We start from the raw sequence: 24,700 nt of genomic DNA, 5'->3' as shown, positions 1-24,700 counted from the left end.
GGCGCCGCACACGCGCAGGAATACGGGATGGACGCCTATCACAACCTGTTGCGGCGCATCCTCGACGAGGGCGTGGCCAAGGACGACCGCACCGGCACCGGGACGATCTCGGTGTTCGGCCACCAGATGCGCTTCGATCTGTCCGCAGGCTTCCCGCTGGTCACCACGAAGCGGCTGCACCTGCGCTCGATCATCCACGAGTTGCTCTGGTTTCTGACCGGCGACACCAACGTGGCCGCCCTGCGGGCCAACGGCGTGACCATATGGGACGAGTGGGCCGACGAGCACGGCGACCTCGGCCCGGTCTACGGCCGGCAATGGCGCTCCTGGGCCAAGCCCGACGGCGGCAGCGTCGACCAGATCGCCTGGGTGCTTGAGGAGATCCGACGCAATCCCGATTCCCGCCGCCTGATCGTCTCGGCTTGGAACCCTGCCGACCTCGACCGGATGGCCTTGGCCCCCTGCCACTGCCTGTTCCAGTTCTACGTGAGCGACGGTCGCCTCTCCTGCCAGCTCTACCAGCGCTCGGCCGACGCCTTCCTGGGCGTGCCGTTCAACATCGCCAGCTACGCGCTCCTGACCCACATGATCGCCCAGGTGACCGGACTCGGGGTCGGCGACTTCGTCCACACCTTCGGCGACGCGCATCTCTACCGGAACCACATGGAGCAGACCCGGATCCTGCTGGACCGGGCGCCACGCCCACTGCCGCAGGTGCGGCTCAACCCGGAGGTCCGCGACCTGTTCGCCTTCCGGTACGAAGACATCGCCATCGAGAACTACGACCCGCACCCGGCCATCTCGGCCCCGGTGGCGGTATGAGCACGACCATCTCGCTGGTCGCCGCGATCGCCCGCAACGGCGTGATCGGCCGCGACAACGGGCTCGCCTGGCAGCTGTCCAGCGACCTGAAGCGGTTCAAGGCCCTGACCATGGGCAAGCCGATGCTGATGGGCCGACGGACCTGGGCCTCGATCGGCCGTCCGCTTCCGGGCCGCCGCACCCTGGTGCTCACCAGGGATCGCAGCTTCCGCGCCGAGGGCACCGAGGTGGTCCACGATTGGGATGCCGCCGCGGAGGCCGCGGCTGCGCCGGAGCTCATGGTCGTGGGCGGGGCGGAGATCTACGCTCTGGCCCTGCCCCACGCCGACACGCTCCACCTGACGGAGGTCGAGGCCGAGCCGGAGGGCGACGTGCGCTTCCCCGCCTTCGATCGCACCGCGTTCCGCGAGACGTTTCGCGAGGCGCACCTGGCCGGCCCGCGCGACGAGCACGCCTTCGCGTACGTCGATTGGGCGCGTATCCGCTGAGGCGCGCCGCCGCGGTTGTGTTCCGGCCTGTGCGTGCCCACCTGCCAGCCTTGACAGCATGGGGCGCACACCCGCAGGTGCCTGTCGGGCGTGCGATCTCATGGGGCTCCGGGCCTCGTGAGAAGAGCCGCCCGCGCAGGCGTTTAGCCAACAAACCGACCTACCCGTCCCACGAACGGGCCGGTGGGCGGGATGAGGTGGGCGAGCGTGGCCGTTCAGGCAGGGAGACGCGGTCCGGGGAGCACGCTCAGTGTGCGGACCGGGTGCGGGCAGGCAGGAGACGACGGCTAGGATGCTTTGGAGCAATCAGAGCGGCGGTGGCGGCGGCGGCCCGTGGGGTCGGCCTGGCGGCAACGGCGGCGGCCCGTGGGGTAACGGCGGCGGCGGCAAGACCCCGCCCAACCTTGAGGACCTGCTCCGGCGCGGGCAGGACCGCCTGCGCGGCCTGATCCCGGGCGGCGGCAACAGCAACAACGGCTATGGCGGCGGAGGCCCGAGCGGCATCGGCGGCGGCCGCAGCGCCGTGGTGATCGCGGGGCTCGCGGTTGCGGTCTGGCTCGCCACCGGCTTCTACACCGTCTACCCGCGCCAGGTCGGCATCGAGACGATCTTCGGCCGCTACGTCGGCACCAAGGGCGAGGGCCTGCGCTACAATTTCCCCTATCCGATCGGCGGCGTGGTCAAGCCGGATGTCGGTTCCCAGAACTCGATCCAGATCGGATTCCGCGCCGGGCCCGGCAGCCAGGGCCGCAACCGCGACGTGCCGGACGAGAGCCTGATCCTCACCGGCGACGAGAACATCGTCGATCTCGACTTCGAGGTGCAGTGGCGGATCAACCCGCTCAAGGCCTCCGACTTCGTGTTCAACCTCCAGAATCCCGAGGGCACCATCAAGGCGATCTCCGAGAGCGCGATGCGTGAGGTGATCGGCCGCCGCAACATCCAGGCGATCCTGACCAACGAGCAGTCGAGCATCGCTCAGGAGGTGAAGGAGATGGTCCAGAAGGCGCTGGACGAGTACGGCGCCGGGGTGCGGATCGAAGTGGTGCAGCTCGTCTCGGTGAACCCGCCGCCGGAAGTCCGGCCGGCCTTCATCGACGTGAACGCCGCCCAGCAGGACGCCGACACGGCACAAAACGAAGCCAAGACCTACGCCAGCCGCGAAGTGCCGCAGGCAAGGGGCCGGGCGTCGCAGATCTTCCAGCAGGCCGAGGCCTACCGGACGAAGGCGACGGCCGACGCAACCGGCCAGGCCGCGCGCTTCAGCGAGGTTTACGCCTCCTACAAGGCCGCCCCGGCCATCAGCCGCGAGCGGCTCTTCCTGGAGACGATGGAGAAGGTCCTGGGCTCCGTGAACAAGGTGATCATCGACCAGAACGGCGCACAGCCGGGCTCGGGCGCCGCGGCAGGCGTCCTGCCGGTGCTGCCCCTCACCGAGTTCGGGGCCCGCGCCCAGTCCCCGGCCACCACGGGAGCCGCCCGATGAAACAGGCTCTCCGCACCGGCCTGATCGCCATCGCGGCGATCGTCGCAATCGGGCTCTATGCCTCGATCTTCACCGTCGGCCAGATGCAGCAGGCCCTCGTCCTGCAATTCGGCCGCGTCCGCGCGGTGCTCAACGCTACCGGCGAGGAAAAGCCCGGCCTCTACTTCAAAGTGCCGTTCGTCGAGAACGTCGTGATCTTCGACAAGCGCGTGCTCGACCTCGACCTGCCGGTGCAGACGGTGCTCACCGCCGACCGGCAGAACCTCGAGGTGGACGCCTTCGCGCGCTACCGCATCCTGGATCCGCTGCGCTTCTACCAGGCGGTGGGCAATATCGGGCTCGCCAACCAGCGGCTCGCCAGCTTCACCAATTCCGGCCTGCGCAACGTGCTCGCTCGCTCGACCCGCGACGCTATCGTCAAGACCGAGCGCGGCCAGCTGATGCACCAGATCCAAGAGGACGTGAATCGGCAGGCCAAGGCGCTGGGCATCGAGATCGTCGACCTGCGCATGACCCGGGTGGACCTGCCCGCGCAGAACTCGGCTGCCGTCTACAAGCGGATGAAGACCGAGCGTGAGCGCGAGGCCGCCGACATCCGCGCCAACGGCGACCAGAGCGCCGCCACGATCCGCGCCAAGGCCGACCGCGAGGTCACCGTGATCCTCGCCGAAGCGACGCAAAAGTCCGAGCAACTGCGCGGCCAGGGCGACGCCGACAAGAACCGGATCCTCGCAGAGGCATTCGGCAAGGACCCGGACTTCTTCAGCTTCTACCGCTCGATGCAGGCCTACGAGACTGGTCTGAAGGGCTCCGACACGCGACTGGTGATCAGCCCCAGCTCGGACTTCTTCCGCTACTTCAGCGACCCGCAGGGCCGGGCGACGGCTTCGGCACCGCGCACGCCGCGCGGGCCCACGGACCCGACCGCTTCGACGGGCGCGACGCGCTGACCGCTGGCGCCCCGGCGCCAGCAGACTACGATGCAAGAAAATGCGCGGGCGGCCGATTCCGGTCGGCGGCCCGCGAAACCGGAAACGCGTTCTTGAAGAGGTCGACTATGCACCCCGTCGTGAGCGCCCCCCGGGCGTCCTTCGGCCGCGCGCAGGCGCAGCCCCGTTCCCGCACCCGCTCGTTCATGGCGGCGATCCTGGTCGGCGCCTCGTTCGCGACGGCGTCCCTTCCGGTCACGGCCTTCGCCAAGGGCCCGGCCTCGCTGGCCGACCTTGCCGATCAGGTCACCGACGCGGTGGTCAACATCTCCGCCTCTACCACGGTCGATGCGCGCAGCAGCCGCACCATGCCGCAGCTGCCGCCGGGCACGCCCTTCGAGGACCTGTTCGAGGAGTTCTTCAACCGCCGCGGCGGCAAGGGCGGTGACAAGGGTGGCGAGCGGGGCGACAACGACTCGCCGCGCCAGCAGCGCAAGTCGAACTCCCTTGGCTCCGGCTTCATCATCGACACGTCCGGCATCGTGGTGACCAACAATCACGTCATCGGCGACGCCAACGACATCCAGGTGATCCTGCACGACGGCACCAAGCTGAAGGCCGAGATCATCGGCAAGGACTCGAAGATCGACCTGGCGGTGCTGCGGGTGAAGCCCACTGCCGAGCGCCCGCTGAAGGCAGTCCCGTTCGGCAAGTCCGACACGATGCGCCCGGGCGACTGGGTAATCGCCATCGGCAACCCGTTCGGCCTCGGCGGCTCGGTCTCGGCCGGCATCGTCTCGGCGCGCGGCCGGAACATCGAGTCCGGTCCCTACGACAACTACATTCAGACTGACGCGGCCATCAACAAGGGCAATTCCGGCGGCCCGCTGTTCAACATGGACGGCGAGGTGATCGGCATCAACACGGCGATCCTGTCGCCCACCGGCGGCTCGGTGGGCATTGGCTTCGCGGTGCCGTCGGATACGGCCAAGCCCGTGATCGACCAGTTGCGCGACTTCGGCGAGGTCCGCCGCGGCTGGCTCGGCGTTCGCATCCAGAATGTCGACGACGCCACCGCGGAGGCGCTCAACCTGAAGGGCGGCGCGCGTGGCGCCCTGGTGGCCGGCGTCGACGAGAAGGGTCCGGCCAAGACCGCTGGAATCGACGTCGGCGACGTCATCCTGAAGTTCAACGGCGCCCCGGTGAAGGCGTCGGCCGACCTGCCCCGGATCGTTGCGTCGACGCCCGTGGGGCAAAAGGTCGACGTGGTCGTGGTCCGCAAGGGCGAGGAGCTGACCAAGCCGGTCACGCTCGGCCGGCTCGAGGACACCGACAAGCCGCAGCTCGCCAACCTGCGCCAGCCCGAAGCCGAGAGCACGACCCGTCAGGCTCTGGGGCTGAACCTCTCCGGCATCACCGATGAGTTGCGCAAGAAGTACTCCATCAAGGACACCGTGAAGGGCGTGGTCGTCACGCGCGTCGATCCGAACTCGACGGCCGCCGACAAGCGTATCCAGCCCGGCGAAGTCATCGTCGAGGTCGGCCAGGAGGCGGTCAGCACGCCCGCCGAGGTGTCCAAGCGGGTCGACGCCTTGAAGAAAGACGGCCGCAAGTCCGTCCTGCTGTTGGTTGCGAGCGCCACCGGCGATGTGCGCTTCGTGGCGATCGGGCTCGAGTAAGCCATATCTGACCGAGTGAGCTTGAAGGCCGTCGCTCCGGAAGGATGCGGCGGCCTTCATTTTTGCGGCTAGGCTCAATGGCTCATGGAGACTCACTCCGCGGCGCTTTCCCGCTCGGTCCCAGGTCGCGTTAGCCTGCGCACTGCGCGAGAAGCGAAGGGGCCACTCGAGTAGGCCAAGCGCTTGGCGGATGCGCGGGTCGATGAAAAGCTCATCACCAAAAGCGACATCCGCGACGTTCAGGCCGGCATCGAGGCTCTCAGCCTCAAGATAAAGTCAGACATCGGTACGACCGAAGGCGCAATCACTTCCGCAAAGAGCGAGATGGTGCGCCGGATTTTGGGTTAGACAGGCCTTCAGGGCCAAGCCCGGCCGTGTGCCATCGTCATGCTCGACGGCATCCGCATTCACGAACCCGTCAAACCACGAACTCGGCCACCGCGAAGCCCTGCAGGTACAGCAGCGCGGTGAGGTCGCCGCGCTCGATCCGGACCCGGGCGGCGGCCGCGACCGCAGGCTTGGCCCGGAAGGCCACACCGAGGCCGGCCTCGTCCAGCATGTCGAGGTCGTTGGCGCCGTCACCGACCGCCAGGGTCTCGGCGGGGCTGAGCCCGAGGCCATCGCGCAACTCGATGAGCGCCGCGCGCTTCTCGGCCTTGCCGACGATCGGATCCACCACCACCCCGGTGAGCCGCTCGTCCGCGACGCCGAGCACGTTGGCCCGGTGCTCCTCGAACCCGATCATCTTGGCGATCGGCCCGGTGAACAGGGTGAAGCCCCCCGAGACCAGGCAGGTCCGGGCACCGTGCGCGCGCATCGTACGCACCAGCGTCGTCCCGCCCGGGGTGAGGCTGAGTTGCTCGGTGATCAGCCCGTCCACCGCGGCGACCGGGATGTTCTTCAGGAGCGCCACGCGCTCGCGCAAAGCCGGCTCGAACGCGATCTCGCCCCGCATCGCCCGCTCGGTGATCGCCGCGACATGATCCTTGAGGCCCAGCGTTCCGGCGAGCTCGTCGATGCATTCCTGCTCGATCATGGTCGAATCCATGTCGGCCAGGAACAGGCGCTTGCGCCGATGCGCATCGGCCGGCAGCACGGCGAGGTCGATCGGCTCGCCGGAGAGCGCGATCCGCAGCCGCTCCGTGAGGGCACCGGCGTCGGTGGGATCGCCCGGCACCAGGATCTCGGCGGCGACATCTCCGTGCAGGATCCGCGGCGGATGCTCCGTCCCGAGCACGGCGCGCGCCTCAGCCAGCACCGCGTCGGTGATGGACGGCCGAGCCGGGTTTGCTATCAGGACCGCGACCAGCATCGTGGAGTTTCGCCTTGCCAGACCGGATGGAGGCCGGGGGGCGCCCGGCGGCGATCCTCATCGCAGGGCCTACCGCGTCGGGCAAGTCAGCGCTGGCCGCCCGGCTGGCGCAGCGCCACGGCGGCGTCGTGATCAACACCGATTCCATGCAGGTCTACGGCGACCTGCGCCGGCTCACCGCCCGGCCCGCCCCCGACGAGGAGGCGCGGGTGCCCCACCGGCTCTACGGCCATGTCGACGGGGCCGTGAACTACTCGGCGGGGCAGTTCTCCCGGGATGCCGCCGCCCTCCTGGCGACGCTCGACGGCCGGCTGCCGATCTTCGTCGGCGGCACCGGCCTGTATTTTCGGGCCCTGGAACAGGGGTTTTCGGAGTTGCCACCGGTGCCGGAGGCGGTACGCATGCAGGTGCGCAGCGAGGCCGAGGGCCGCCCGACCGAGGCCCTGCACGCCGATCTCGCCCGTCATGACCCCGACGGCGCGATGCGCCTGCGCCCGAGCGACCGGATGCGGGTGATGCGTGCCCTGGAGATCTTTTTGGCCACCGGCCGCCCAATCGCCAGTTTTTACGGCGACCCCGTGCCTGGGCCGCTGGCCGGCCAAAGCCTCGAGAGGCTTTTTCTGGCGCCTGACCGCACGGTCCTGCGCACCCGTATCGACGCCCGCTTCCGCACGATGGTCGCCGAAGGAGCCCTGGACGAGGTTTCTCGCCTGCGCGCCCGCAAGCTCGATCCCATGCTTCCGGTGATGCGCGCTCACGGTGTGCCGGGACTGATCGCCCATCTCGACGGGGCATTGGATCTTGAGGCCGCGATCGCCCGGGGCCAGGCCGACACGCGGGCCTACGCCAAGCGGCAGGTCACATGGTTCCGTCACCAGATGGGGACTGGATGGCGCTGGCTGGACCCGGATGCGGCAGCTGAACTGTGACGAATACGATGCGCTGCGCTCCCGCGTCCTGACGGGCTCGGATGTCCGGGGATCCGTCCTCGATCAGTGACATGCACGCGCCTTTCCCGCACGCCCTTCCCATCCCGCGAAAAATCGGGAACGATCCCGTCGCTTTCCCATCCATGGACCGGTGCCTGTGAGCTTGGACGACCCATCGCCGCTCGCCCGTACCGCACCGGAGGGCGTCTGGCCGATCAATCCGGACCCGCGTCTCACGAGCCTCCCCGGTCGCCAGCTCTGGCGCTTCACGGGCGGCCGGCCGGTGGCGGCCGAGGTCGCGGGGGTCACACTCGCCGCCGGGGATGCCCGGATCGCCCATCTCGGCATCCGCCGGGATGGGGAGGGTTGGCCGTTCCCGGCCGCGTTCGCGTACGCTCCCGGGACCGGCGCGGCCCTGGGGCCGCCGGTTCCGGTGCCGGCCCCGGAGATCCTCGACGTCGCGGCTGAGAGCGTCTTTGAGGTGCCGCTGCCGAGCGGCGTACCCCTTCTGATCCGGGCCGGGCATCCGGCCGCGCTCTACCTGTTTCAGGAGAATCTGGGCGCGTTCGAGGGCTGGGACGGAAGCAGGTTCGTCGGCCTCGGACGGCTGCCCCCGGCACCGGTGGGGTCGGGCCTGACGGCGGGCCGCCGGGGTATCGCCTATGCCACCGCCGATGCGCTGGTCGGCGTGCGACTGCCGCAGCTCGGGCCCCACTCCGACCATGCCGAGGCCCGGATGCCGGGCCTGCGCTTCCGATCCGCGCCGTGCTGGCGGGGCGGGGACATCCTCGCCCTGGGCGAGCGGCATGGACGTCTCGTTCTGTGCCGCATAGCGGCCGCATCGAACGTCCTCGTGCTGCACGACCTCGACGCCCCCGCGCCGGATGCGGACTTCGCTGGCCCCTGGATGAACCGGCTCGGCGATTCGTTCTGGACGGGTCCGGATGGGTTTGTCGCCTGCCGGACGCTCGATGACGACACCCGGGTCACGCCCTGGCCGGACGGCTTCGCGCCGGTGGTCGCCCAAGCCCCCTGGCGCGACCGGGCCGATTTGCACCATCAACTCGGCATGGTCGCGGGCCGCTACCACGTCGCCGCCCTGGCACCGGATCCAGGTCTCCACGGTCTCGACGGGCCGCATCTCGCGGCGGGACCTTGCACCTATGCCGGCGCGGAGCGGTTCGATGTGCCCTGGCAGGCCTCCGAGGAAACGCTCAACCTTGGCGCCCATGCCGGCAACTTGCTGGTGCCGCGGCTGGCGATGACCCGCGACACGATCCTGCTCGCCCTCGACATTCCCGGCCCGCGCGGGGGCTTCTTGCGCGGCGAGAGCCTACCGGCGCCCGTGGCCGGGCACGTGCTCCACCACGCCCACGGGGCCGGCCTGCGCCGGCTGCCGGTGGGTCTGGCGGTGTCGCGGATCGGCGATGCGCGGGCGCTGCTGCACGATGGCATGCTGTACCTGTGGAGCCGGTCGGAATGCCGCTGCCACGCCCTGCGGCTGCGCGCATCATGAGCCGGGCGCCCCTGCGGGCCTTGCTGATGCTCGCTCTCTTGCTCGGTGGACGCGCCCTGGCCGATGCGCCGGTGCGGCAGGTCTTCCTGGTGCAGGATTCCGGTTGGATGGAGCCGTTCCTGACCGCCGAGGGCTCTCAGTTCCGGCCCCTCGTCGAAGCCCTTGTGGCATCCGCGGCCCGGGTCCCGGGGGCCGACGTGGCGGTGGCGACCTTCGACCAGGACGGACAGGTGCCTGGACGGCCCTCGCCGCGGATCCTGTATGAGGGGGCCTACAATTCCGCCCGGGTCCGGGCTGCTGTCGCGGCGATCGAACTGCCGCGCAAGGCCGGTGGCGGCGCCTATGCCGATGCCGACTTCAACGGCGCGCTGCTCGGCGCGATCCGCATCGGCCTGCGCGGCCGGGACGGGGTGATCTGGATGGTCACCAACAACAAGAACTCCCCGGGCAACAGCGCTGAGATCGAGCGCAACACCGCCGCTTTCTACGCGGCGCTGCGCGGGTCCGACGCGATCAGCCGGATCGTCGCCTACCCGGTTCGGATGCCCCTGAAGGGTCGCAACTTCTCGGACGGCGGCTTCGTCATCTACGGCATCGGCTACGGCGCGGCCGGGGGCCGGGCGCTCGAGGCCGCCTTGGCCACACCCGGACTGAAGGCCCTGTTCAATCATCCGCCGGTGAGCTTGAAGCCGGTGCTGGCCGGCGGCCTGACGCTGCGCTTCGACCGCCTCGACGCCGGAGGGTTGCAGGCTGGGCTGGAGAACGGCGTGCTGGTAGTGCGCGGGGCCGACGCGGCGGCGGGGACGGTCCTGCGGCTCACCGCCCACCTGGGGAACGGCCTCTATCCGCAGCGGGTCGCGGCCGCCCGGCTGGCGCTGCGCTGGAACGAAGAGGGGGCCGGGACTGGGCTGGCCCAGGCGGCGGTCTCGCCGTCCGACATCACCGACCTGGCGCCCCAGGCCGAGAGCGGGCCGCTCGCGGTGGTCCTGACCCTGCCGCCGATCCCGCGTCCGGTCGGCCTCGCCGGTCTGGTGTCCGACGGCCGCACCGTGGATGGCACCCTGACTCTGCGGCTGGCGGACTTGCGCCTGGCGCTGGATCCGGCCTTCCTGGAACGGGTGCGGCCGATCTTCGGCAGCGGATTGTTGTCCGGAGACCAGATGGGCGGGCCGGTTGGGGATGCGAGCGTCGTGGAGGGCCGGCTGCCCGGCCTGTTCCGCGACTATCGCGGAGTCTCGGAAGCCTCGGTGAGTCTGCCGGTGCGGATCGAGGCGGCGTTCTCGCCCTGGCCGCTCATCGCTGCCGCCGCGGCTGCCCTGGGACTCGCTGCCGCTGCCGGCCTCGGGGCGGTGGCCGCTACCCGGGCAAGGCAGCACACCGTGACGCTCGGCACCGTCCAGAAGCGGGTGAGCCTCAGGCCGTACCGGGCCCAGACCGTCCGTGCCCCGGACGGCAGCCGCTGGCAGGTGCGGGCGGGCCTGTGGGGGCCGGCCCGAGCAACCCGTCTCCAGGAGCCCGGAACCGGCGCATGATGTTTTTGTATCGCGATGGCGTTGGGCCATCCGGGATCGTCCGCGTCCAGGCCCGGACGGGCCAGGATTTCACCATTCCCGCCCCGCAGAACCCGGCCCCGCAAGCCGATCCGCTCCAGACCGTGCCGCCGCCGGCCCAATCCAGCACCGCGGCGAACCCGTTCAGCGGGCTCGAACGGGGGCCGACCACCACAGAACTCGCGCTCGGCGCCGCCGCGCTGGTGGTGCTGGCGCTGCTGTTCCTGTTCGTCCGCCAGGGCGTGCGCGCCCACCTGATCAACCGCCGCGCGACGCTGGACGCCGCCAACGGCGCGAGCTGGATGCTGTTCTCGGCGCTGATGCTCACCGCGTCGATCCTGGTGAGCGCCACGGTCGGCCGGCTGTGGCAGGCCTGGGCGGGGCTGGCGGGCGGCTTCGCGCTCTGCATCGTGCTGTTCGGCGCCGCCCTGGTGCTGTTCCTGCGCGCACCCGACCGGAGGCGCTGAGACCATGGCTGATGCCCGGCCCGCCGCCGAGACCGAAACGCTTCTGAAGGTCCGCCCGACCGTGTTCGTGGCGCTTGGCGGCACCGGCATGGAGGTGCTGCTGCGCCTGCGTCGCCGGATCCTCCAGGCCGACTGGAACGGGACGCGGATCAGCGCCCTCGACCAGTTTCCGGCGGCGTCCTTCCTGTATTTCGACACCGACACCCTGGAGGCCCGCGAGGCCGGCCGGGCGGCGGCCACCGACACGCTCTCGGCCAAGGTCGCGTTCCGCGAGGGCGAGACCCTGCAGAAGGCCGTCAACCTCGCTCGCTACCAGGCCGAGCGGCGCAGCTATCCGCACATCGATTCCTGGCTTCCCGCTCGGGACCTGTCGCGCATCGACGCCTCGAAGGGTGCGGGCCAGATCCGCGCCATCGCGCGGCTGCTGTTCTTCGACGAGGTCCGCAATTTCACCGGCCGGCTCACCGCCAAGGCCGGCGCGGTGCTCGCCAACGTCTCGAACGAGGCGCAGTTGCGCGCGCTGGGCCTCGACACCTCAACCGACCTGCGCGTCGTCGTGGTGGCGTCGGTTGCCGGCGGCACCGGCTCGGGGGCGGTGATCGATGCCGGCTACGCGATCTCCTCGCTGGAGACGCCCAAGCGCCCGGACGCGGTCGACCTCTTCCTGGTCCTGCCCTCGGGCTATGTCGGGGCCAACAAGGACCGGGTCTTCGCCAACGGCGTGGCCACCCTGTCCGAACTCGAATACGCCATGCGGGGCAATCCGGAGCCGCCCTATGTCGAGAGCTGGGGCGACCACGCTCGGGTCTCCCGGGGGGTCGAGCGGCCGTTCAGCGACGTCTACCTGTTCGACACCCAGAACCTCGCCGATCAGCGCACAGGCGCGATCGGCGACCTCTACGACATGATGGCGGACGTGCTGTTCGAGGATTTCGGCAATTCCGAATTCTCCGGCCGCAAGCGCTCCACCGGGGTCAACCAGACCCAGCACAAGATGCGCAAATGGGCGCCGCCGAGCCCGGACCGCGCCGGCCGTGCCGCCCTGTTCTCGCTGAACTACTCGGCCCTGGGCCAGGCGGTTCTCGCCACCCGCGGCAGCCTCGAGTTCGAGGAGCACGCCGCCAGGGCGGGCCTCGGCATGGTGGAGGCGTTCTTCGGCGTCGCCCGCGGGCAAGGGGAGCGTTCGGCGGAGCGCAACATCCCCACCGTGGAGGAGCGCGACCGCTTCGCCGCCGACCGGCTCGCCCTGCGCTTCTCCGCCTTCGAAGCGTTTCCGAGGGTGCTCCAGCCGGCGCCGCCCGGCATCCCCGAATACGACCTCGTCGGCACGCTGCTGCAGCGGGCGGACGGCTCGTCGATCCAGGAATCGGTGGCGCTCGGCGTCGAGGAGGCGGTGGACGCGATCAAGGCCGAGATCGCCAGCCCCAGGGACTGGGCGCCGAACCTGCGCAAGGCAGCCGAGCGCCTGCGCGACGACATCCTGGGCCGCACCGGCTCGGGCGCCGCCTACGGTCCCCGCGGCGCCGAGGTGCTGGACGTGCGCGCCAAGCTCGAGGCGGCCTGGCTCTCCGACCGGGACGGCGCTCTGCCGGCCGCGTTCTATCGCCTCCTCGACGACCAGGAGCGTGGCGGCCTCGACTACGCGCGGGCGTTGATCGAGGGCGTCAAGGACCTGATCGAGGCCGATGGCGGCGCGCTCGCCCGGCTCACCGCCGCCGCCGACACCTACGCTCGCCTCGCCGACGAGATGCTGGCCGAGCACTTCTCCGCCTCGCTGAGCCGGCTCGATCAGGTCCGCCCAGGCTTGATCTTCTCGCACCGGCGCGACGCCGAGCGCTACCTGGAACAGGCCCGGGAGGATCTGCGGGGCTCCTGCGTCCTGCGCATCCGCGCCGTGGCCGCCCGGGAGGGGGCCGAGCTGCTGCGCCGGGTCTCGGCCAGCCTCGGCGCCCGGACCGGGCGCGACCCGGAGACCGGCGCCGCCCGCTACGACGGCCTGCTCGGCGCCCTGAACCAGGGCCACGAGGATGTGGGTCGACTGATGCGCGAGCTGCGCCTCGACATCGCCGAGATCCGCAACGCCATCGAGCGCCCCTCGGGCGGTACCTTCCTGGTCCTGCCCTCCGGCGACCTACCGGACAAGATCGCGGTCGCCCCGGCCGAGCAGCTCGCCTGGGCCCGCGAGGCATTCCGCGCCTATGGCGGGTCACGCGCGATCTTCGCGCTGCTGCGCGAGGAGGAGCCCCGGGCCGACCTGCTCAACGCCGTGCGCGAGATGGCCCGGTGCCGACTCGGGCCGCACCGCGCCCGCATCCCGTCGGCGCTCGACGCCCTGCGCGAATTGCCGCCCGCAAAGCAGCGCGAGACGCTGGAGCTGATGCTGCTGCGCTGCATGCCGTGGATCTACGCGCGGTTCGACGCCTTCAGCCCGGGCGGCGACCAGTTCAAGACGATCCTGGCGGTGGAAGGCTCGCGTGCCTTCCAGGCGGAATTCGGCCCGATCCTGCGGGCGAGCCTGCCGCCGGTGCTGGGCGCCGGAGAGATCGGCTTTCTCGAATCGAGCCAGCGGGGCCGCATCGTCTGCTACTGCGAGCTGTCGGGCGTACCGCTCGACGTGCTCGGTCCCCTACGCCGCGATTGGCGGACCGCCTACGCGCAGGAGCTGGACCGCCTCGACGCGATTCCGCTCCACAATCACAAGGACTATCTTCGCTTCCCGGACCCGGTTGCCCCCTCGGCCGAAGAATCGGATGCCCTGCGCGAGACCCTGTCGCTGTTCCTTCGCGCCGTCTGCCTCGGCCTGCTCCAGCGGGCGCCGGAGACGGGGCTGTGGCGCTTCGCGTTCGAGCCCGGCGACTGGCGCAGCGTCGGGTCCGAGCGGACCCTCAGGCGCAAGCTGTTCGACAGGGTCCAGCGCGCAGCGATCGAGGCCCAGCTCGCCGAGGCCGAGGCGGCCCTGTCTCCGGTCCAGAACCTCGCGATGGCGGCCCTGTTCGCCTGGACCGCCAAACGGGCCTACGCACCGCGGCGGGAGACAGTGAACTTCGACGCCGAGGCCAGGGTCGGCGGCGTCGGCAATGCCGTCGCGGCGTCGCTTGCCCTACGCTGGCGACAGGCCGCCGTTGAGGCCGGCGGCCTGCCGGTGGATCCGGACCGGTTGTTCGACACGCTGCTCGCCCGGGTCGAGGACTGGACCAAACCGATCTCGGGGAGCCTCTCCGACGTGTCGGCCGAAGAGGCCAACCGCGACCCGTCCGATCCGCCGGCCCTGCGGGCCGTGGACAAGCGGGTGATCGAGCCGGCCGCCTTCACGACCGAGGCCCTGCTGCGCCTCGCGAGCCCGGCCGCGCCCGCCCCGCCGCCACCGCCGATCAATCTCTTCTACGTCTACCGAGACACGGTCGAAGGCCCGTTCCCGCTGGCCGAACTCGTCGCGCAGGCGCGCACAGGCACCCTGAGCGCTACCACCCAGATCCACCCGCAGGGAGGCGCCTGGATCGCCGCCGGGGACCACCCGGCGCTCGCCCCGCTCCTGGCTCCGCCCCCGCCTCCACCTCCGGTCCGCTGAAAGGACTTTCGATTTGTGCGGGTGGCTGGCCGAAGGAGTGACATGGCCACACGGACCTTGCGCGCGCAGCCAAGCAACTCAGTGATGCGCCACGTCTTAAAATCGCGCGCGGCCTTAAGTAGCTTTCCTCCACCCGCAATGAGGGCCGTGGCGCTCAGCTACGCATCGCTACAACCTGCGCCCACGCCGCCCGGATCGCCGATCGGGCGAAACGGCTATTCGCCGAAACGGGATCGGGTTCGCCGCCGGCCAGCACCGTCCGCCGAAGCGCGGTGAGCGCCGGGTCGCCCCAGGCGTCGAGCAGGCTTCCGAACGCGGCATGGCGGGCGGCGTCAAAGCCGGCCCGGCGGCCCGTCGCGTCCTTGGCCGGGTGCGCCGGATGCAGCGCCGCGCAGGGCACGAGACCGGACGGGATCGGTGCGGTGGCCGCGTGCGTCCGGCCGAGCCGCAGGAGCTGGGGCAGGATATGCGTGTGCGGCCCCGATGCGCTTGCGCCGCCGGCCGGCGGGATCGGCGTATAGACCTCGACCCGGCCGAAGCGGGCCGAGAAAACCCGATGCGGGCTCGCCTCCATCAGGAGGGCCCCGATCGCAGTGCCGGGCGCGAGGATCGGTCGTCCGCACGCGGCTCTCAGACGGTCGATCAGGTCGGGAGCGGCCACCCGCACGCAGGCATCGACCGCCCGGAGCCCGAGGCCGAGATCGAACAGGATCGCCCCGCGATCCTGCGACCGTAGCGCGGCCTCGTCCGGCCCGAGCTCCGTCAGCACGACGCGGCGGCCCATGGTACAGGCTTGAGCGGGCAGGCACAGGGCGACCGCTTGGCTCCACCCGCCGGTGAAGCCGGTCTCGTAGGCGAACGGCACCAGATCCGGACTCGCGGTGAGGGCGATCGCCCCCCGCGGCGTCGCGAGCCCGATCCGGCCACCCTCGCAGAACGCGGCGGACTCGGCCGGATCCCGCGCGAAGGCCGCCACCGCCCCGTAGGCACCGAGGCTCCAGGCGCAGGCCGGGTCGGCAAGGTGATCGCGCAGCAGGAACTCAACCGCGACGGGGGGCATCGGCTCTCCTTGAACCGGCTTTTTCTTGCCAGATCGTTTTGGCCAAACCCGTTACGGGCAAGACTGACCCTGGAAAACAACGGCGAAGACCGCCGGTCGGCCGGCGGCCCGCAACCGACACGCCTTGACACGGCCGGCGAATGACCGGAAGTCGCGCTTCGATCATCGAGGTTGATCTCGGCGCAGCCGGCGCGATGCCCGGGACGTCCGAAACGGAGAGGTCCGCGGGGCTGCCCGGCAGCATCGGCGGTGAGGGGCGCGCTGGCATGGACGTGTTCGAGACCGAAATCCCGGACGTGAAGCGCATCAAGCCGAAGCGCTTCGGCGATGCGCGCGGCTGGTTCTCCGAGACGTTCCGTGCCGACGCGATGGCCCGGGCCGGGATCACCGCCCCGTTCCTGCAGGACAACCAGTCGTTCTCGGCCCCGCAGGGCACGATCCGCGGCCTGCACTTCCAGATCGCCCCGCAGGCCCAGGCCAAGCTGATCCGGGTGCTCCAGGGCGCGATCCTCGACGTCGCGGTGGATATCCGCAGCGAATCACCAACCTTCGGCAAGTACGTTGCCGTGACGCTGGACGCCGAGAGCGGCGAGCAGCTCTACATCCCGCACGGTTTCGCCCACGGCTTCTGCACACTCAGCCCGGACGTCATGGTCGCCTACAAGGTCGATGCCTATTACAGCCCGGAGCACGACCGGGCGCTGGCCTGGGACGATCCCGAGATCGGGATCCCGTGGCCGGTCGCGGGCGAGGCCGCGATCCTGTCCGACAAGGACCGCCGCGCACCCCGGCTCGCCGATCTCGGCCGGGTTTTCTGAACCCGCGTTTCCGGCCGCCGCACGGTCGGGCCGTATTTTCGTCACGCCGGGCGGTCTTTAGCTCCCGGCAGCTCATTTCCGCACGCGAACGATCCGAAGGGGACCCACCATGCGCATTCTCGTGACCGGAGGCTGCGGCTTCATCGGCTCGGCGCTGGTGCTGCACCTCGTCAACGATCTCGGCCACGAGGTGTGCACCCTCGATGCGATGACCTACGCGGCCAACCCGATCTCCCTCGCGCCGCTTGCCGACAACCCGCGCCACCGGCTGGTCGAGGCCGACATCTGCGACCGCGCCGCCGTGCAGGCCGCCATGACCGAGTTCAAGCCGCAGGGGGTGATGCATCTGGCCGCCGAGAGCCATGTCGACCGCTCGATCACCGATCCGGGCGCGTTCGTGCGTACCAACGTCATCGGCACCCAGACCATGCTGGACGCCGCCCGGGACTATTACGAAGCCCTGCCGGACGCCGAAAAGAAGACCTTCCGGTTCCTCCACGTCTCCACCGACGAGGTCTACGGCTCACTGCCCCCGGGCGCGTTCTTCACCGAGGACAGCCGCTACGACCCACGCTCGCCCTACTCGGCCTCGAAGGCGGCGTCCGATCACCTGGCCCGCGCCTGGCACGAGACCTACGGGCTGCCGGTGCTGGTGACCAACTGCTCGAACAATTACGGGCCACGGCACTTCCCGGAGAAGCTGATCCCGCTGATGATCCTCAACGCCCTCGAGGGCAAGAAGCTGCCGGTCTACGGCGACGGCCTGAACGAGCGCGACTGGATCCATGTCGAGGACCACGCCAAGGGTCTGGTCGCGGTGCTGGAGCGTGGCCGGATCGGCAACACCTACCTGCTCGGCGGCCGGGCAGTGCGCAACAACCTCGCGGTGGTGAAGGCGCTCTGCGCGGCGTTCGACCGGCTGCGGCCGGAGCAGGGCCCCCATGAGCAGCTGATCAGCTTCGTCGCCGACCGGCCGGGCCATGACCGGCGCTACGCCATCGACTGCACCAAGGCCGAGACCGAACTCGGCTGGAAGCCGCAGAAGACCTTCGAGCAGGCGTTGGAAGAGACCGTGGCCTGGTATCTCGACAACGAGAGCTGGTGGCGCCCGATCCGCGAGGGCCGCTACACGGGCGAGCGCCTCGGGCTGACCGGCTGATGGATATCCTGGTCCTCGGCGGCGCCGGCCAGGTCGGCACCGAGTTGCAGGCCCTGGCTTGGCCGGCCGGCGTTTCGGTGCACGCGCCGACCCGGGCGGAGCTCGACATCACCGATTCGGGCGCAATCGCCGGCGCTCTGGCCGCGCGCGATTACCGGGCGGTGATCAACGCCGCCGCCTACACCGCCGTCGACAAGGCCGAGTCCGACGTGGTCGAGGCCTGGCGCCTCAACGCGCTCGCCCCGGCGATCCTGGCGGCCGCGACGGCCGCCAAGACGATCCCGCTCGTACACGTCTCGACCGACTACGTCTTCGCCGGGACGAAACCCGACGGCGCTTACGCGCCGGACGCGCCGATCGACCCGCAGAGCGTCTACGGCGCCAGCAAGGCCGCGGGCGAACTCGCCGTGCGCAGTGCCAACCCGCGCCACGCGATCGTGCGTACCGCCTGGGTGGTGAGCCCGCACCGCGGCAACTTCGTCAAGACGATGCTGCGGCTCGCCAGCGAGCGCGACGCCCTGACGGTGGTCAACGACCAGCACGGCTGCCCGACCTCCGCGTCCGACCTCGCCGCCGCCCTGGCGACGATCGCCCGGCGCCTGGCCGAGGATTCGGACACGCCCACCGGGACGTTCCATTATGTGAATGCCGGCGCCACCACGTGGCACGGCTTCGCCGAGGCGATCGTGGCAGGGTCCGCCCGGCGCGGCGGCCGGTCGATCCCGGTCACTGGCATCCCGACCTCCGCCTATCCGACACCGGCCCGGCGGCCGGCCAATTCGCGCTTGTCCCCCGACAGCCTAACGGACGCCTACGCCATCGCGCCGCGGCCCTGGCAGGCGGCGCTCGACGACATCCTGGACCGGCTCGTGGGGCCGGTTCGAGAGGGAGCTTCCAAGCCATGAAGGGCATCGTCCTGGCCGGCGGATCCGGCACGCGCCTGCATCCGGCCACGCTGTCGATCAACAAGCAGCTGCTGCCGGTCTACGACAAGCCGATGATCTACTACCCGATCTCGGTTCTGATGCTGGCTGGCATCCGCGAGATCCTGATCATCTCGTCGCCGGAGCACCTCGACAACTACAAGCGCCTGTTCGGCACCGGCGAGCAGTTCGGCCTGCAATTCACCTACGCGGTGCAGCCGCGGCCAGAGGGCCTGGCCCAGGCCTTCGTGATCGGACGCGACTTCGTCGGCACCGACGACGTGGCGCTGATCCTTGGCGACAACCTGTTCTTCGGCGCCGGCATGAGGGAGCTGCTGCACCAAGCGCGGTCACGCAAGGACGGCGCGACGGTGTTCGCCTACCACGTCGACAATCCGCAGGCCTACGGCGTGGTCAATCTCGACAAGACCGGGCGCCCGACCAAGATCGTCGAGAAGCCGCAGAATCCGGAATCCACCTGGGCAGTGACCGGCCTGTACTTCTACGACAACCAAGTGCTCGACATCGCCGCCGCCGTGAAGCCGTCGGCCCGGGGCGAGCTGGAGATCACCAGCGTCAACGAGGCCTATCTCGAGCGCGGTCAGCTCTTCGTCGAGCGGATGTCGCGCGGCTATGCCTGGCTCGACACCGGAACGCACGACAGCCTGCTGGAAGCCAGCGAGTTCGTCCGCACCCTGCAGAACCGCCAGGGCCTCCAGGTAGCTTGCCTGGAGGAAATTGCCTTCCTCCAGAAATTTATCACCCGCGAACAGTTGATCGCCCGCGGCGAGATGTTCGCCAAGACCAATTACGGCCAGAACCTGCTCCGCCTCGCCCGCGAGAGCGAGGACGAGTTGGCTCTGCGGTAACGCGCGCCGTAAGATTCCGGGGCCGGATGGCCCCGGAGCGCCGTGAGGCGCGGAAAAACCTACTTCGGCGCACAGCCGATGCAGATGCCCTGCGAGATTTTGTCGTCCTCGATCTGCTGGCGGGTGCGGTCGCGGCGGTCGTTGACCGTTGCGGCGCCCGCGCCGGAGGCGGGCGGCATCGTCTGGCCGACCGACGAGGTGTGCGGCGCCGTGATCGTAGAGGTCGGTCCCCCGCCGGTTCCGGTCTGAGCCTGTGCCGAGGCGGCCGAGGCGGCCAGCACCGGCAGCAGGGCCGATAGGCCGAGGATCGTGATCGTGCGGGTCATCGTGACGGGTCTCCTTGCCCGGACCTAACGCGAGCGTGACCGCCCGGTTCGCATGCACCCGCGAACTCACCCTTTGTTCGCCTTTGCAGAGTCGGTCCGGCGCCGTATCAGGGGCCGCCGACCCCCGATCCCGTGCCGAAACCCCGGAGCCGCCGCGACGATGCGCGACCCCAACGCGATCGACTTCTGGCGCGGCTTCGCCCTGGTGACGATTTTCATCAACCACGTCCCGGGCAACACCTTCGAGCGCTACACCTTCTCGCAATACGGCATCTCGGACGCCGCCGAGCTGTTCGTGTTCCTGGCGGGCTGGTCGATCGGCATCGCCACGCGCGGACGCGACGGCAAGCCGGAGGCCGCGGGCAAGAGCGTGGTGCGGCTGCTCGCCCGCACCGTGGAGGTCTACCGGGCGCAGCTCACCGTCATGCTGCTCGCGCTGGCGCTCATCGCCGGCGCGGCGCTGCTGCTCGACAACCCCCTGATCCTCGAATGGCACAATGCCGGCGGGTTCTTCGCGGACCCGATCCAGTCGGTCTGCGGCATGGCGCTGATGACCTACCAGCTCGGGTTCTTCAACATCCTGCCGCTCTACGTGGTGCTCATCGGCATCGCGCCGATCTTCGTGCTGGTCGGCCGACTCAGCCTGCTGGCGACGCTGGCGCTGTCCGGGGGCGTCTACCTCGCGAGCCTCGTGTTCGAGTGGAACGTGCCGTCCTGGCCCGGGGAGGGCGATTGGTTCTTCGATCCGTTCTGCTGGCAGGTGCTGCTAGTGCTGGGGTTCGTGCTTCAGGGCTGGAGCCTGCGCTCAGACACCCTCCGCCGGTGGTCGCGGCGCCTGATCCCGGCCGGCTTTGCCATCGTCCTCGTGGGCGTCGTGCTCGCCGTGACCGGTCTCCGGCCGGATCCGCTGATGGTGCCCGAGCCGCGGCTGCTGTTCACGTTCGAGAAAACCTACCTGACACCGGCGCGGCTTCTTCATTTCCTGGGGGTATTGCTCGCCTTCGCGCCGCTTTACGCAGTTCTAGCTCCCCGAATCGGGGTCGTCGGGCGCTATCTGAGTCAGCTGGGCCGGAACTCCCTGGCGGTCTTCTCGATGGGGTCGATCCTGAGCCTGTTCGGGCAGCTCGTGCGTTTCCAGACCGGCGGAGGCGTGCTGGTCGATATGCTGGTCGCCGGAAGCGGCCTGGTGGGTCTGGGGTTCACCGCATGGTTCGTCGAATGGCGCACCCGCAGCAAGTCGTCCCGGCCCCGGCCGTGAGGCGCACGCGCGTCTCCGGGATTCGCCGGGTGCTGACCGGCCTGATCCTTGGTCTCGCGGCGCCGATGGCGGCAGCGGCGGAGCAACCGGCCGATCCGGGTCCGGGCGATCAGCCCAGCCTGTCGCAGGAATGCCGGGTGCCGGGCGCGCAGCTCTACACCATGGCCAAGCTCAGCGCGGTCCGGACCGCGCTGAGCGAGAATCGCGCCCTCAAGATCCTGGCGATCGGCGGCAGCTCAGCACCGGGCGCCTCGGCCTCGTATCCGGCCAAGCTCGAAGCCGCCCTGGAACGGGCCTTGCCCAAGATCGACGTGACCATCGACCACCGCGGCCTACCGGGGGAGATCGCGTCAGGCGCCTCCGAGCGCCTGCGTACCATGGTGGCGGAGGCGGAGCCCGACCTCGTCGTCTGGCAGGTCGGAACCCACGACGCCATCGCCCGGGTCGATGCCGACGCGTTCGCCAGTTCGCTGAGCGAGGCCGTCACCTGGATCCGCTCGCACGGGATCGACGTGGTTCTGGTCGATCCGATCTACACCGCCAGCATGGCGGCGGATGTCGACTACAACCGGATTGTCGACGCGGTCCGTACGGTGGCGAACCAGCAGCAGGTGCCGTTAGTCCGGCGCTACGAGGCCCTGCACTACCTCTCGAGCCGCACCGACAAGGGCGAGAGCCACATGCTCGGCCGGCAGTTCCGGCTGAACGATCTCGGCCTGCGCTGCATGGCCGAGCACGTGGCGTTGACCATCGCCACCTCGCTTGCCCGGACCGAAGCCGCCCCGGAACCGGCAACCGCACCCGGCCCCGCGCCCTTAACCGAGCCGCAACGCGCACCGGGCTAGACACCTCATCCCGAGACCGTTCTTCGGCGGTTACTGGAACAACGTTCTGGATACAGGATCCGAAGATCCCGCATCCGAGGATATCAGGTTCCTGGCGCCGCCTTCACGGGATCGATGGGCATCATCCGGCTTTGAAGGCCGACCCCGCTTTCGGGATGATGCGCGAGAATAGCCCGGTGCGGAGCGCGTAGTGTCAGCCACGGCCGTCCCAGCCCGCCCCCTGCTCGCCGCCGCCGCTCGGCGCCTCGACGCCCTGCGGGCCGGGCCAGGGCGGGCGGCGCTCACGGTCTTCGCAATCCGGGTCGGCGCCGCCGGTTTCGCCTACGCGGCACAGGTGCTCGCCGCCCGGTTGATGGGCTGGGACGCCTACGGGGTCTTCGCGTCGGTGTGGGTCTGGACCGCGATGCTGGGCCACACGCTCACCCTCGGTCTGTCGCAGGGCGCCTGCCGGTTCGTTCCGGGCGACCAGGCTCGGGGCGATCTCGACCTGGCCCGCGGCTATATCCGGGCCGGTGCCCTGGTGACCGGCGGGGCGGCCGTCAGCGTGGCCGGTCTAGGCGCGGCCCTGCTGTGGCTGGAGCCGAGCTTGTTCGCATCGGCATACCGCGCGCCAATCGCGGTGGCTTTGTGCGTGATGCCGCTCTTCGCCCTCCAGGATTACCTCGAAGGGGTGGCGCGAAGCCAGAACTGGGTCGGGCTCGCGATCGCGCCGCCCTACCTGCTGCGCCAGAGCCTGATGATGGCCTGCATGGTCGGCGCCGTCCTGCTCGGAGCCCCGCCCCGGGCCGAAGTCGCGATGGCCTGCATGCTGGTCGCGGCCGCGATCGCCACCGCGCTTCAGGCCGCCCTGCTCGTGGCGCGCCTGCGGGCGGACCTGCCGGCCGGGCCGCATCGCTATCATTGGCGGACTTGGCTCGGCACGAGCCTGCCGATCGCCGGGATCGACCTGGCCAATGCCGGCTTCACCTTCGTCGACGTGATCGTGCTCGGCGCCCTGGTAAGCCCGGCCGAGCTCGGCCTTTACTTCGCGGCGACCCGGATCCAGCAATTCGTAGTGTTCGTGCACTTCGCCGCCAGCGCGGCGACGCTTCAGCGCTACAGTGCCGCCCATGCCCAGGCCGACCGCCCGCTGCTCGCCGACCTCGTCCGCCGCCAGGGCCGGCTGACCGCCGCCGCCACCCTGCTGGTCGGGGCCGGGATCGTGGTCGCAAGCCCCCTCCTACTGGCGATGTTCGGCCCCGGCCTCGGCTCCAGCGTCCCGATCCTGGCCGTGCTGGTGGCCGGGAGCGTCGCCGCCAGCTTGTTCGGCCCCGGCGAGGACCTGCTGACCATGCTGGGCGGGGAGCGCCTCTGTGCCGGCATCACCGCCGCCATGCTGGTTGCCGCCGCGCTCCTGTGCTTGGCCCTGATTCCGCCCTTTGGAACCCTGGGCGCCGCGCTCGCAGTGGCGCTGGCGACGATCGCCCGCGCCATGCTGCTGGCCGCCGCCGCGGGACGCCTGCACGGGCTGCCGACCCCGATCTGGTCCACAGGAGCGACGCGATGATTGTCCACGCGGCCGCCGCGCGTGTGAGAGCGTCCGACCTGTCGGTCTCGGTCGGCGCGGCACCGGAGCCAGAGGCGTGGGACGCGCTGTTCGCCGCGAGCGCCACGCCCCACCCGCATTACGCACGCCAAACGATCGCCGCGCACCAAGCCGCCGGGATGCTTCCGGCGGCTGTGAGCTTCGTCACGGTTCACCGCGGGGATCGCCTGTCCGCGCTCCTGCCGTTCGCGTTCCGGCGCGACCTCACCGGCCTCGGTGGCCGGGTCGCACGGCCGTTCCTGTCACCGCTGGTGACGGCCACGACGCCCCTGGTGATCGACGGACCCGAGCGCGCCGCGACCGTCGCGGCCCTGGTCACCGGCCTGGATCAGGCGTCCGGCGGCCGGGCCTGGCGCTGGCCGCTCCTGCCGGTGCAGGACGGAGTGATCCCGGAGATGCTCGCGGCCATGCGCGCGCGCGGTTGGGCCATCGGCACGGTGGCGGCGTTCGAGCGCCCGGTGATGGAGTGCCGGGAGGACCACACCGCCTTCCTGGCCGGGCACCCGAACCGCTCTCGGTTCAAGGATCTGCGTCGCCGCGCCCGTCGGCTCGGCGAGATCGGTAGCCTCGCGCATGTGAGCGCCACGCATGGCCCGGATCTCGCCGCGTTGGTCGCGGCGTTCCTCGCCCTCGAACGCCGGGGCTGGAAGGGCGAGGCCGGGACCGCCATGGCCTGCCGGCCCGAGACCGAGACGCTCGCCCGCGCCCTGTTCACCGATGTGTCCGGCCCGGTCGCGGTCCGGGCGGATGCGTTGACGCTCGATGGCCGGCCGATCGCGGTCAGCCTCGCCTTGGTCTCCGGTGGCACCGCGACGCTGCTCAAGACAGCCTACGACGAGGATCTGCGCAACCATGCCCCCGGCCTGCTGCTGGAGGCAGACATCGTGCGCGTCTGCCACGAGACCGGCTTCGCCGACAGGCTCGACTCGGCGACGCTCGATGGCTCGGCCCTCGAAGACCTCTACCGCGAGCGCACGCAGGTGGCCGAACTCATCGCCCTGCCGCCGGGGGATCGGACCCTATCCCTTGAGCGGCGCCTGCGGCTGGCCCGGTTCGAGCACGAGGCGCGCGCCGCAGCCAAGAGAGCGTTGCGGCGGCGCTGACGTTCACG

The 24,700-nt window shown here is 70.4% G+C and carries 22 protein-coding genes; 19 read left to right on the top strand and 3 right to left on the bottom strand.

Annotated elements, in window-relative coordinates:
* Window positions 1-27: 27 nt before the first annotated feature.
* The 6 genes from FVA80_RS12400 to FVA80_RS30510 all read left to right on the top strand — a co-directional run bounded on the left by FVA80_RS12400 (window position 28) and on the right by FVA80_RS30510 (window position 5,752).
* The gene (locus FVA80_RS12400) at window positions 28-822 is read left to right on the top strand and encodes a thymidylate synthase (protein ID WP_147907471.1); all 795 of its coding nucleotides are present in this window, start codon (window positions 28-30) and stop codon (window positions 820-822) included.
* Entirely contained in the window at window positions 819-1,310 is a 492-nt protein-coding gene (locus tag FVA80_RS12395; protein ID WP_147907470.1) for a dihydrofolate reductase, read from the top strand. Before FVA80_RS12400 ends, FVA80_RS12395 begins: the two co-directional genes overlap by 4 nt.
* Window positions 1,311-1,602: 292 nt before the next feature.
* Window positions 1,603-2,796 (top strand): FtsH protease activity modulator HflK, encoded by a 1,194-nt coding sequence (hflK, locus tag FVA80_RS12390; RefSeq protein ID WP_147907469.1) that lies wholly within the window; start codon window positions 1,603-1,605, stop codon window positions 2,794-2,796.
* Entirely contained in the window at window positions 2,793-3,746 is a 954-nt protein-coding gene (hflC, locus tag FVA80_RS12385; RefSeq protein ID WP_147857461.1) for a protease modulator HflC, read from the top strand. Before hflK ends, hflC begins: the two co-directional genes overlap by 4 nt.
* Window positions 3,747-3,853: 107 nt before the next feature.
* Entirely contained in the window at window positions 3,854-5,404 is a 1,551-nt protein-coding gene (locus FVA80_RS12380; RefSeq protein ID WP_187193716.1) for a Do family serine endopeptidase, read from the top strand.
* Window positions 5,405-5,587: 183 nt separating this feature from the next.
* Window positions 5,588-5,752, top strand: a complete 165-nt coding sequence (locus tag FVA80_RS30510) for a hypothetical protein (protein WP_187193659.1) — start codon at window positions 5,588-5,590, stop codon at window positions 5,750-5,752.
* 70 nt (window positions 5,753-5,822) lie between these two features.
* Here FVA80_RS30510 and serB read toward each other — a convergent pair whose 3' ends face one another.
* Window positions 5,823-6,716: a phosphoserine phosphatase SerB gene (serB, locus tag FVA80_RS12375; RefSeq protein WP_147907468.1), complete on the bottom strand. Its 894-nt coding sequence runs from the start codon at window positions 6,714-6,716 to the stop codon at window positions 5,823-5,825.
* 26 nt (window positions 6,717-6,742) lie between these two features.
* Between serB and miaA the strand changes: the two genes are divergently transcribed.
* The 5 genes from miaA to FVA80_RS12350 all read left to right on the top strand — a co-directional run bounded on the left by miaA (window position 6,743) and on the right by FVA80_RS12350 (window position 14,746).
* Window positions 6,743-7,645 carry a tRNA (adenosine(37)-N6)-dimethylallyltransferase MiaA gene (gene miaA / locus FVA80_RS12370; RefSeq protein ID WP_147907489.1) on the top strand — a complete coding sequence of 301 codons (903 nt, stop codon included), beginning with the start codon at window positions 6,743-6,745 and terminating at the stop codon, window positions 7,643-7,645.
* Between the two features lie 157 nt (window positions 7,646-7,802).
* A complete protein-coding gene (locus FVA80_RS12365) occupies window positions 7,803-9,161 on the top strand; it encodes a hypothetical protein (protein ID WP_147907467.1) in 1,359 nt (452 codons plus the stop codon).
* Complete coding sequence (locus tag FVA80_RS12360; RefSeq protein ID WP_187193658.1) at window positions 9,125-10,693, top strand: hypothetical protein; 1,569 nt, start codon at window positions 9,125-9,127, stop codon at window positions 10,691-10,693. Before FVA80_RS12365 ends, FVA80_RS12360 begins: the two co-directional genes overlap by 37 nt.
* On the top strand, window positions 10,690-11,178 hold the full coding sequence (locus FVA80_RS12355; protein ID WP_147907465.1) for a hypothetical protein: 489 nt from the start codon (window positions 10,690-10,692) through the stop codon (window positions 11,176-11,178). The genes FVA80_RS12360 and FVA80_RS12355 overlap by 4 nt, the downstream gene beginning before the upstream one ends.
* Window positions 11,179-11,182: 4 nt before the next feature.
* The gene (locus tag FVA80_RS12350) at window positions 11,183-14,746 is read left to right on the top strand and encodes a tubulin-like doman-containing protein (RefSeq protein WP_147907464.1); all 3,564 of its coding nucleotides are present in this window, start codon (window positions 11,183-11,185) and stop codon (window positions 14,744-14,746) included.
* A gap of 154 nt (window positions 14,747-14,900) precedes the next feature.
* Here the strand turns inward: FVA80_RS12350 and FVA80_RS12345 are convergent, their stop codons facing one another.
* On the bottom strand, window positions 14,901-15,806 hold the full coding sequence (locus FVA80_RS12345) for a hypothetical protein (protein WP_147907463.1): 906 nt from the start codon (window positions 15,804-15,806) through the stop codon (window positions 14,901-14,903).
* 266 nt (window positions 15,807-16,072) lie between these two features.
* Between FVA80_RS12345 and rfbC the strand changes: the two genes are divergently transcribed.
* The 4 genes from rfbC (at window position 16,073) to rfbA (ending at window position 19,575) form a co-directional block, all read left to right on the top strand.
* The gene (gene rfbC / locus FVA80_RS12340) at window positions 16,073-16,624 is read left to right on the top strand and encodes a dTDP-4-dehydrorhamnose 3,5-epimerase (protein ID WP_147907462.1); all 552 of its coding nucleotides are present in this window, start codon (window positions 16,073-16,075) and stop codon (window positions 16,622-16,624) included.
* A 109-nt stretch (window positions 16,625-16,733) separates the two neighbouring features.
* Complete coding sequence (gene rfbB, locus FVA80_RS12335; protein ID WP_147907461.1) at window positions 16,734-17,783, top strand: dTDP-glucose 4,6-dehydratase; 1,050 nt, start codon at window positions 16,734-16,736, stop codon at window positions 17,781-17,783.
* Window positions 17,783-18,688 carry a dTDP-4-dehydrorhamnose reductase gene (gene rfbD / locus FVA80_RS12330; RefSeq protein ID WP_147907460.1) on the top strand — a complete coding sequence of 302 codons (906 nt, stop codon included), beginning with the start codon at window positions 17,783-17,785 and terminating at the stop codon, window positions 18,686-18,688. The genes rfbB and rfbD overlap by 1 nt, the downstream gene beginning before the upstream one ends.
* Window positions 18,685-19,575, top strand: a complete 891-nt coding sequence (gene rfbA, locus FVA80_RS12325) for a glucose-1-phosphate thymidylyltransferase RfbA (RefSeq protein ID WP_147907459.1) — start codon at window positions 18,685-18,687, stop codon at window positions 19,573-19,575. Before rfbD ends, rfbA begins: the two co-directional genes overlap by 4 nt.
* Window positions 19,576-19,634: 59 nt before the next feature.
* Here rfbA and FVA80_RS12320 read toward each other — a convergent pair whose 3' ends face one another.
* Window positions 19,635-19,901, bottom strand: a complete 267-nt coding sequence (locus tag FVA80_RS12320; RefSeq protein ID WP_147907458.1) for a hypothetical protein — start codon at window positions 19,899-19,901, stop codon at window positions 19,635-19,637.
* A gap of 160 nt (window positions 19,902-20,061) precedes the next feature.
* Here FVA80_RS12320 and FVA80_RS12315 point away from each other — a divergent pair, with 160 nt between their 5' ends.
* The 4 genes from FVA80_RS12315 (at window position 20,062) to FVA80_RS12300 (ending at window position 24,692) form a co-directional block, all read left to right on the top strand.
* Window positions 20,062-21,159: an OpgC domain-containing protein gene (locus FVA80_RS12315; protein ID WP_147907457.1), complete on the top strand. Its 1,098-nt coding sequence runs from the start codon at window positions 20,062-20,064 to the stop codon at window positions 21,157-21,159.
* Window positions 21,120-22,004 carry a GDSL-type esterase/lipase family protein gene (locus FVA80_RS12310; protein ID WP_147907456.1) on the top strand — a complete coding sequence of 295 codons (885 nt, stop codon included), beginning with the start codon at window positions 21,120-21,122 and terminating at the stop codon, window positions 22,002-22,004. The genes FVA80_RS12315 and FVA80_RS12310 overlap by 40 nt, the downstream gene beginning before the upstream one ends.
* Before the next feature lie 190 nt (window positions 22,005-22,194).
* Window positions 22,195-23,550 carry a lipopolysaccharide biosynthesis protein gene (locus tag FVA80_RS12305; protein WP_147907455.1) on the top strand — a complete coding sequence of 452 codons (1,356 nt, stop codon included), beginning with the start codon at window positions 22,195-22,197 and terminating at the stop codon, window positions 23,548-23,550.
* Entirely contained in the window at window positions 23,547-24,692 is a 1,146-nt protein-coding gene (locus FVA80_RS12300; RefSeq protein ID WP_187193657.1) for a GNAT family N-acetyltransferase, read from the top strand. The genes FVA80_RS12305 and FVA80_RS12300 overlap by 4 nt, the downstream gene beginning before the upstream one ends.
* Window positions 24,693-24,700: the final 8 nt, after the last annotated feature.

This window comes from Methylobacterium sp. WL1 (assembly GCF_008000895.1).
Taxonomy (GTDB): Bacteria; Pseudomonadota; Alphaproteobacteria; order Rhizobiales; family Beijerinckiaceae; genus Methylobacterium.
Note: the sequence above shows the minus strand (reverse complement) of the source record. Positions and strands in the feature narration are given on the sequence as shown.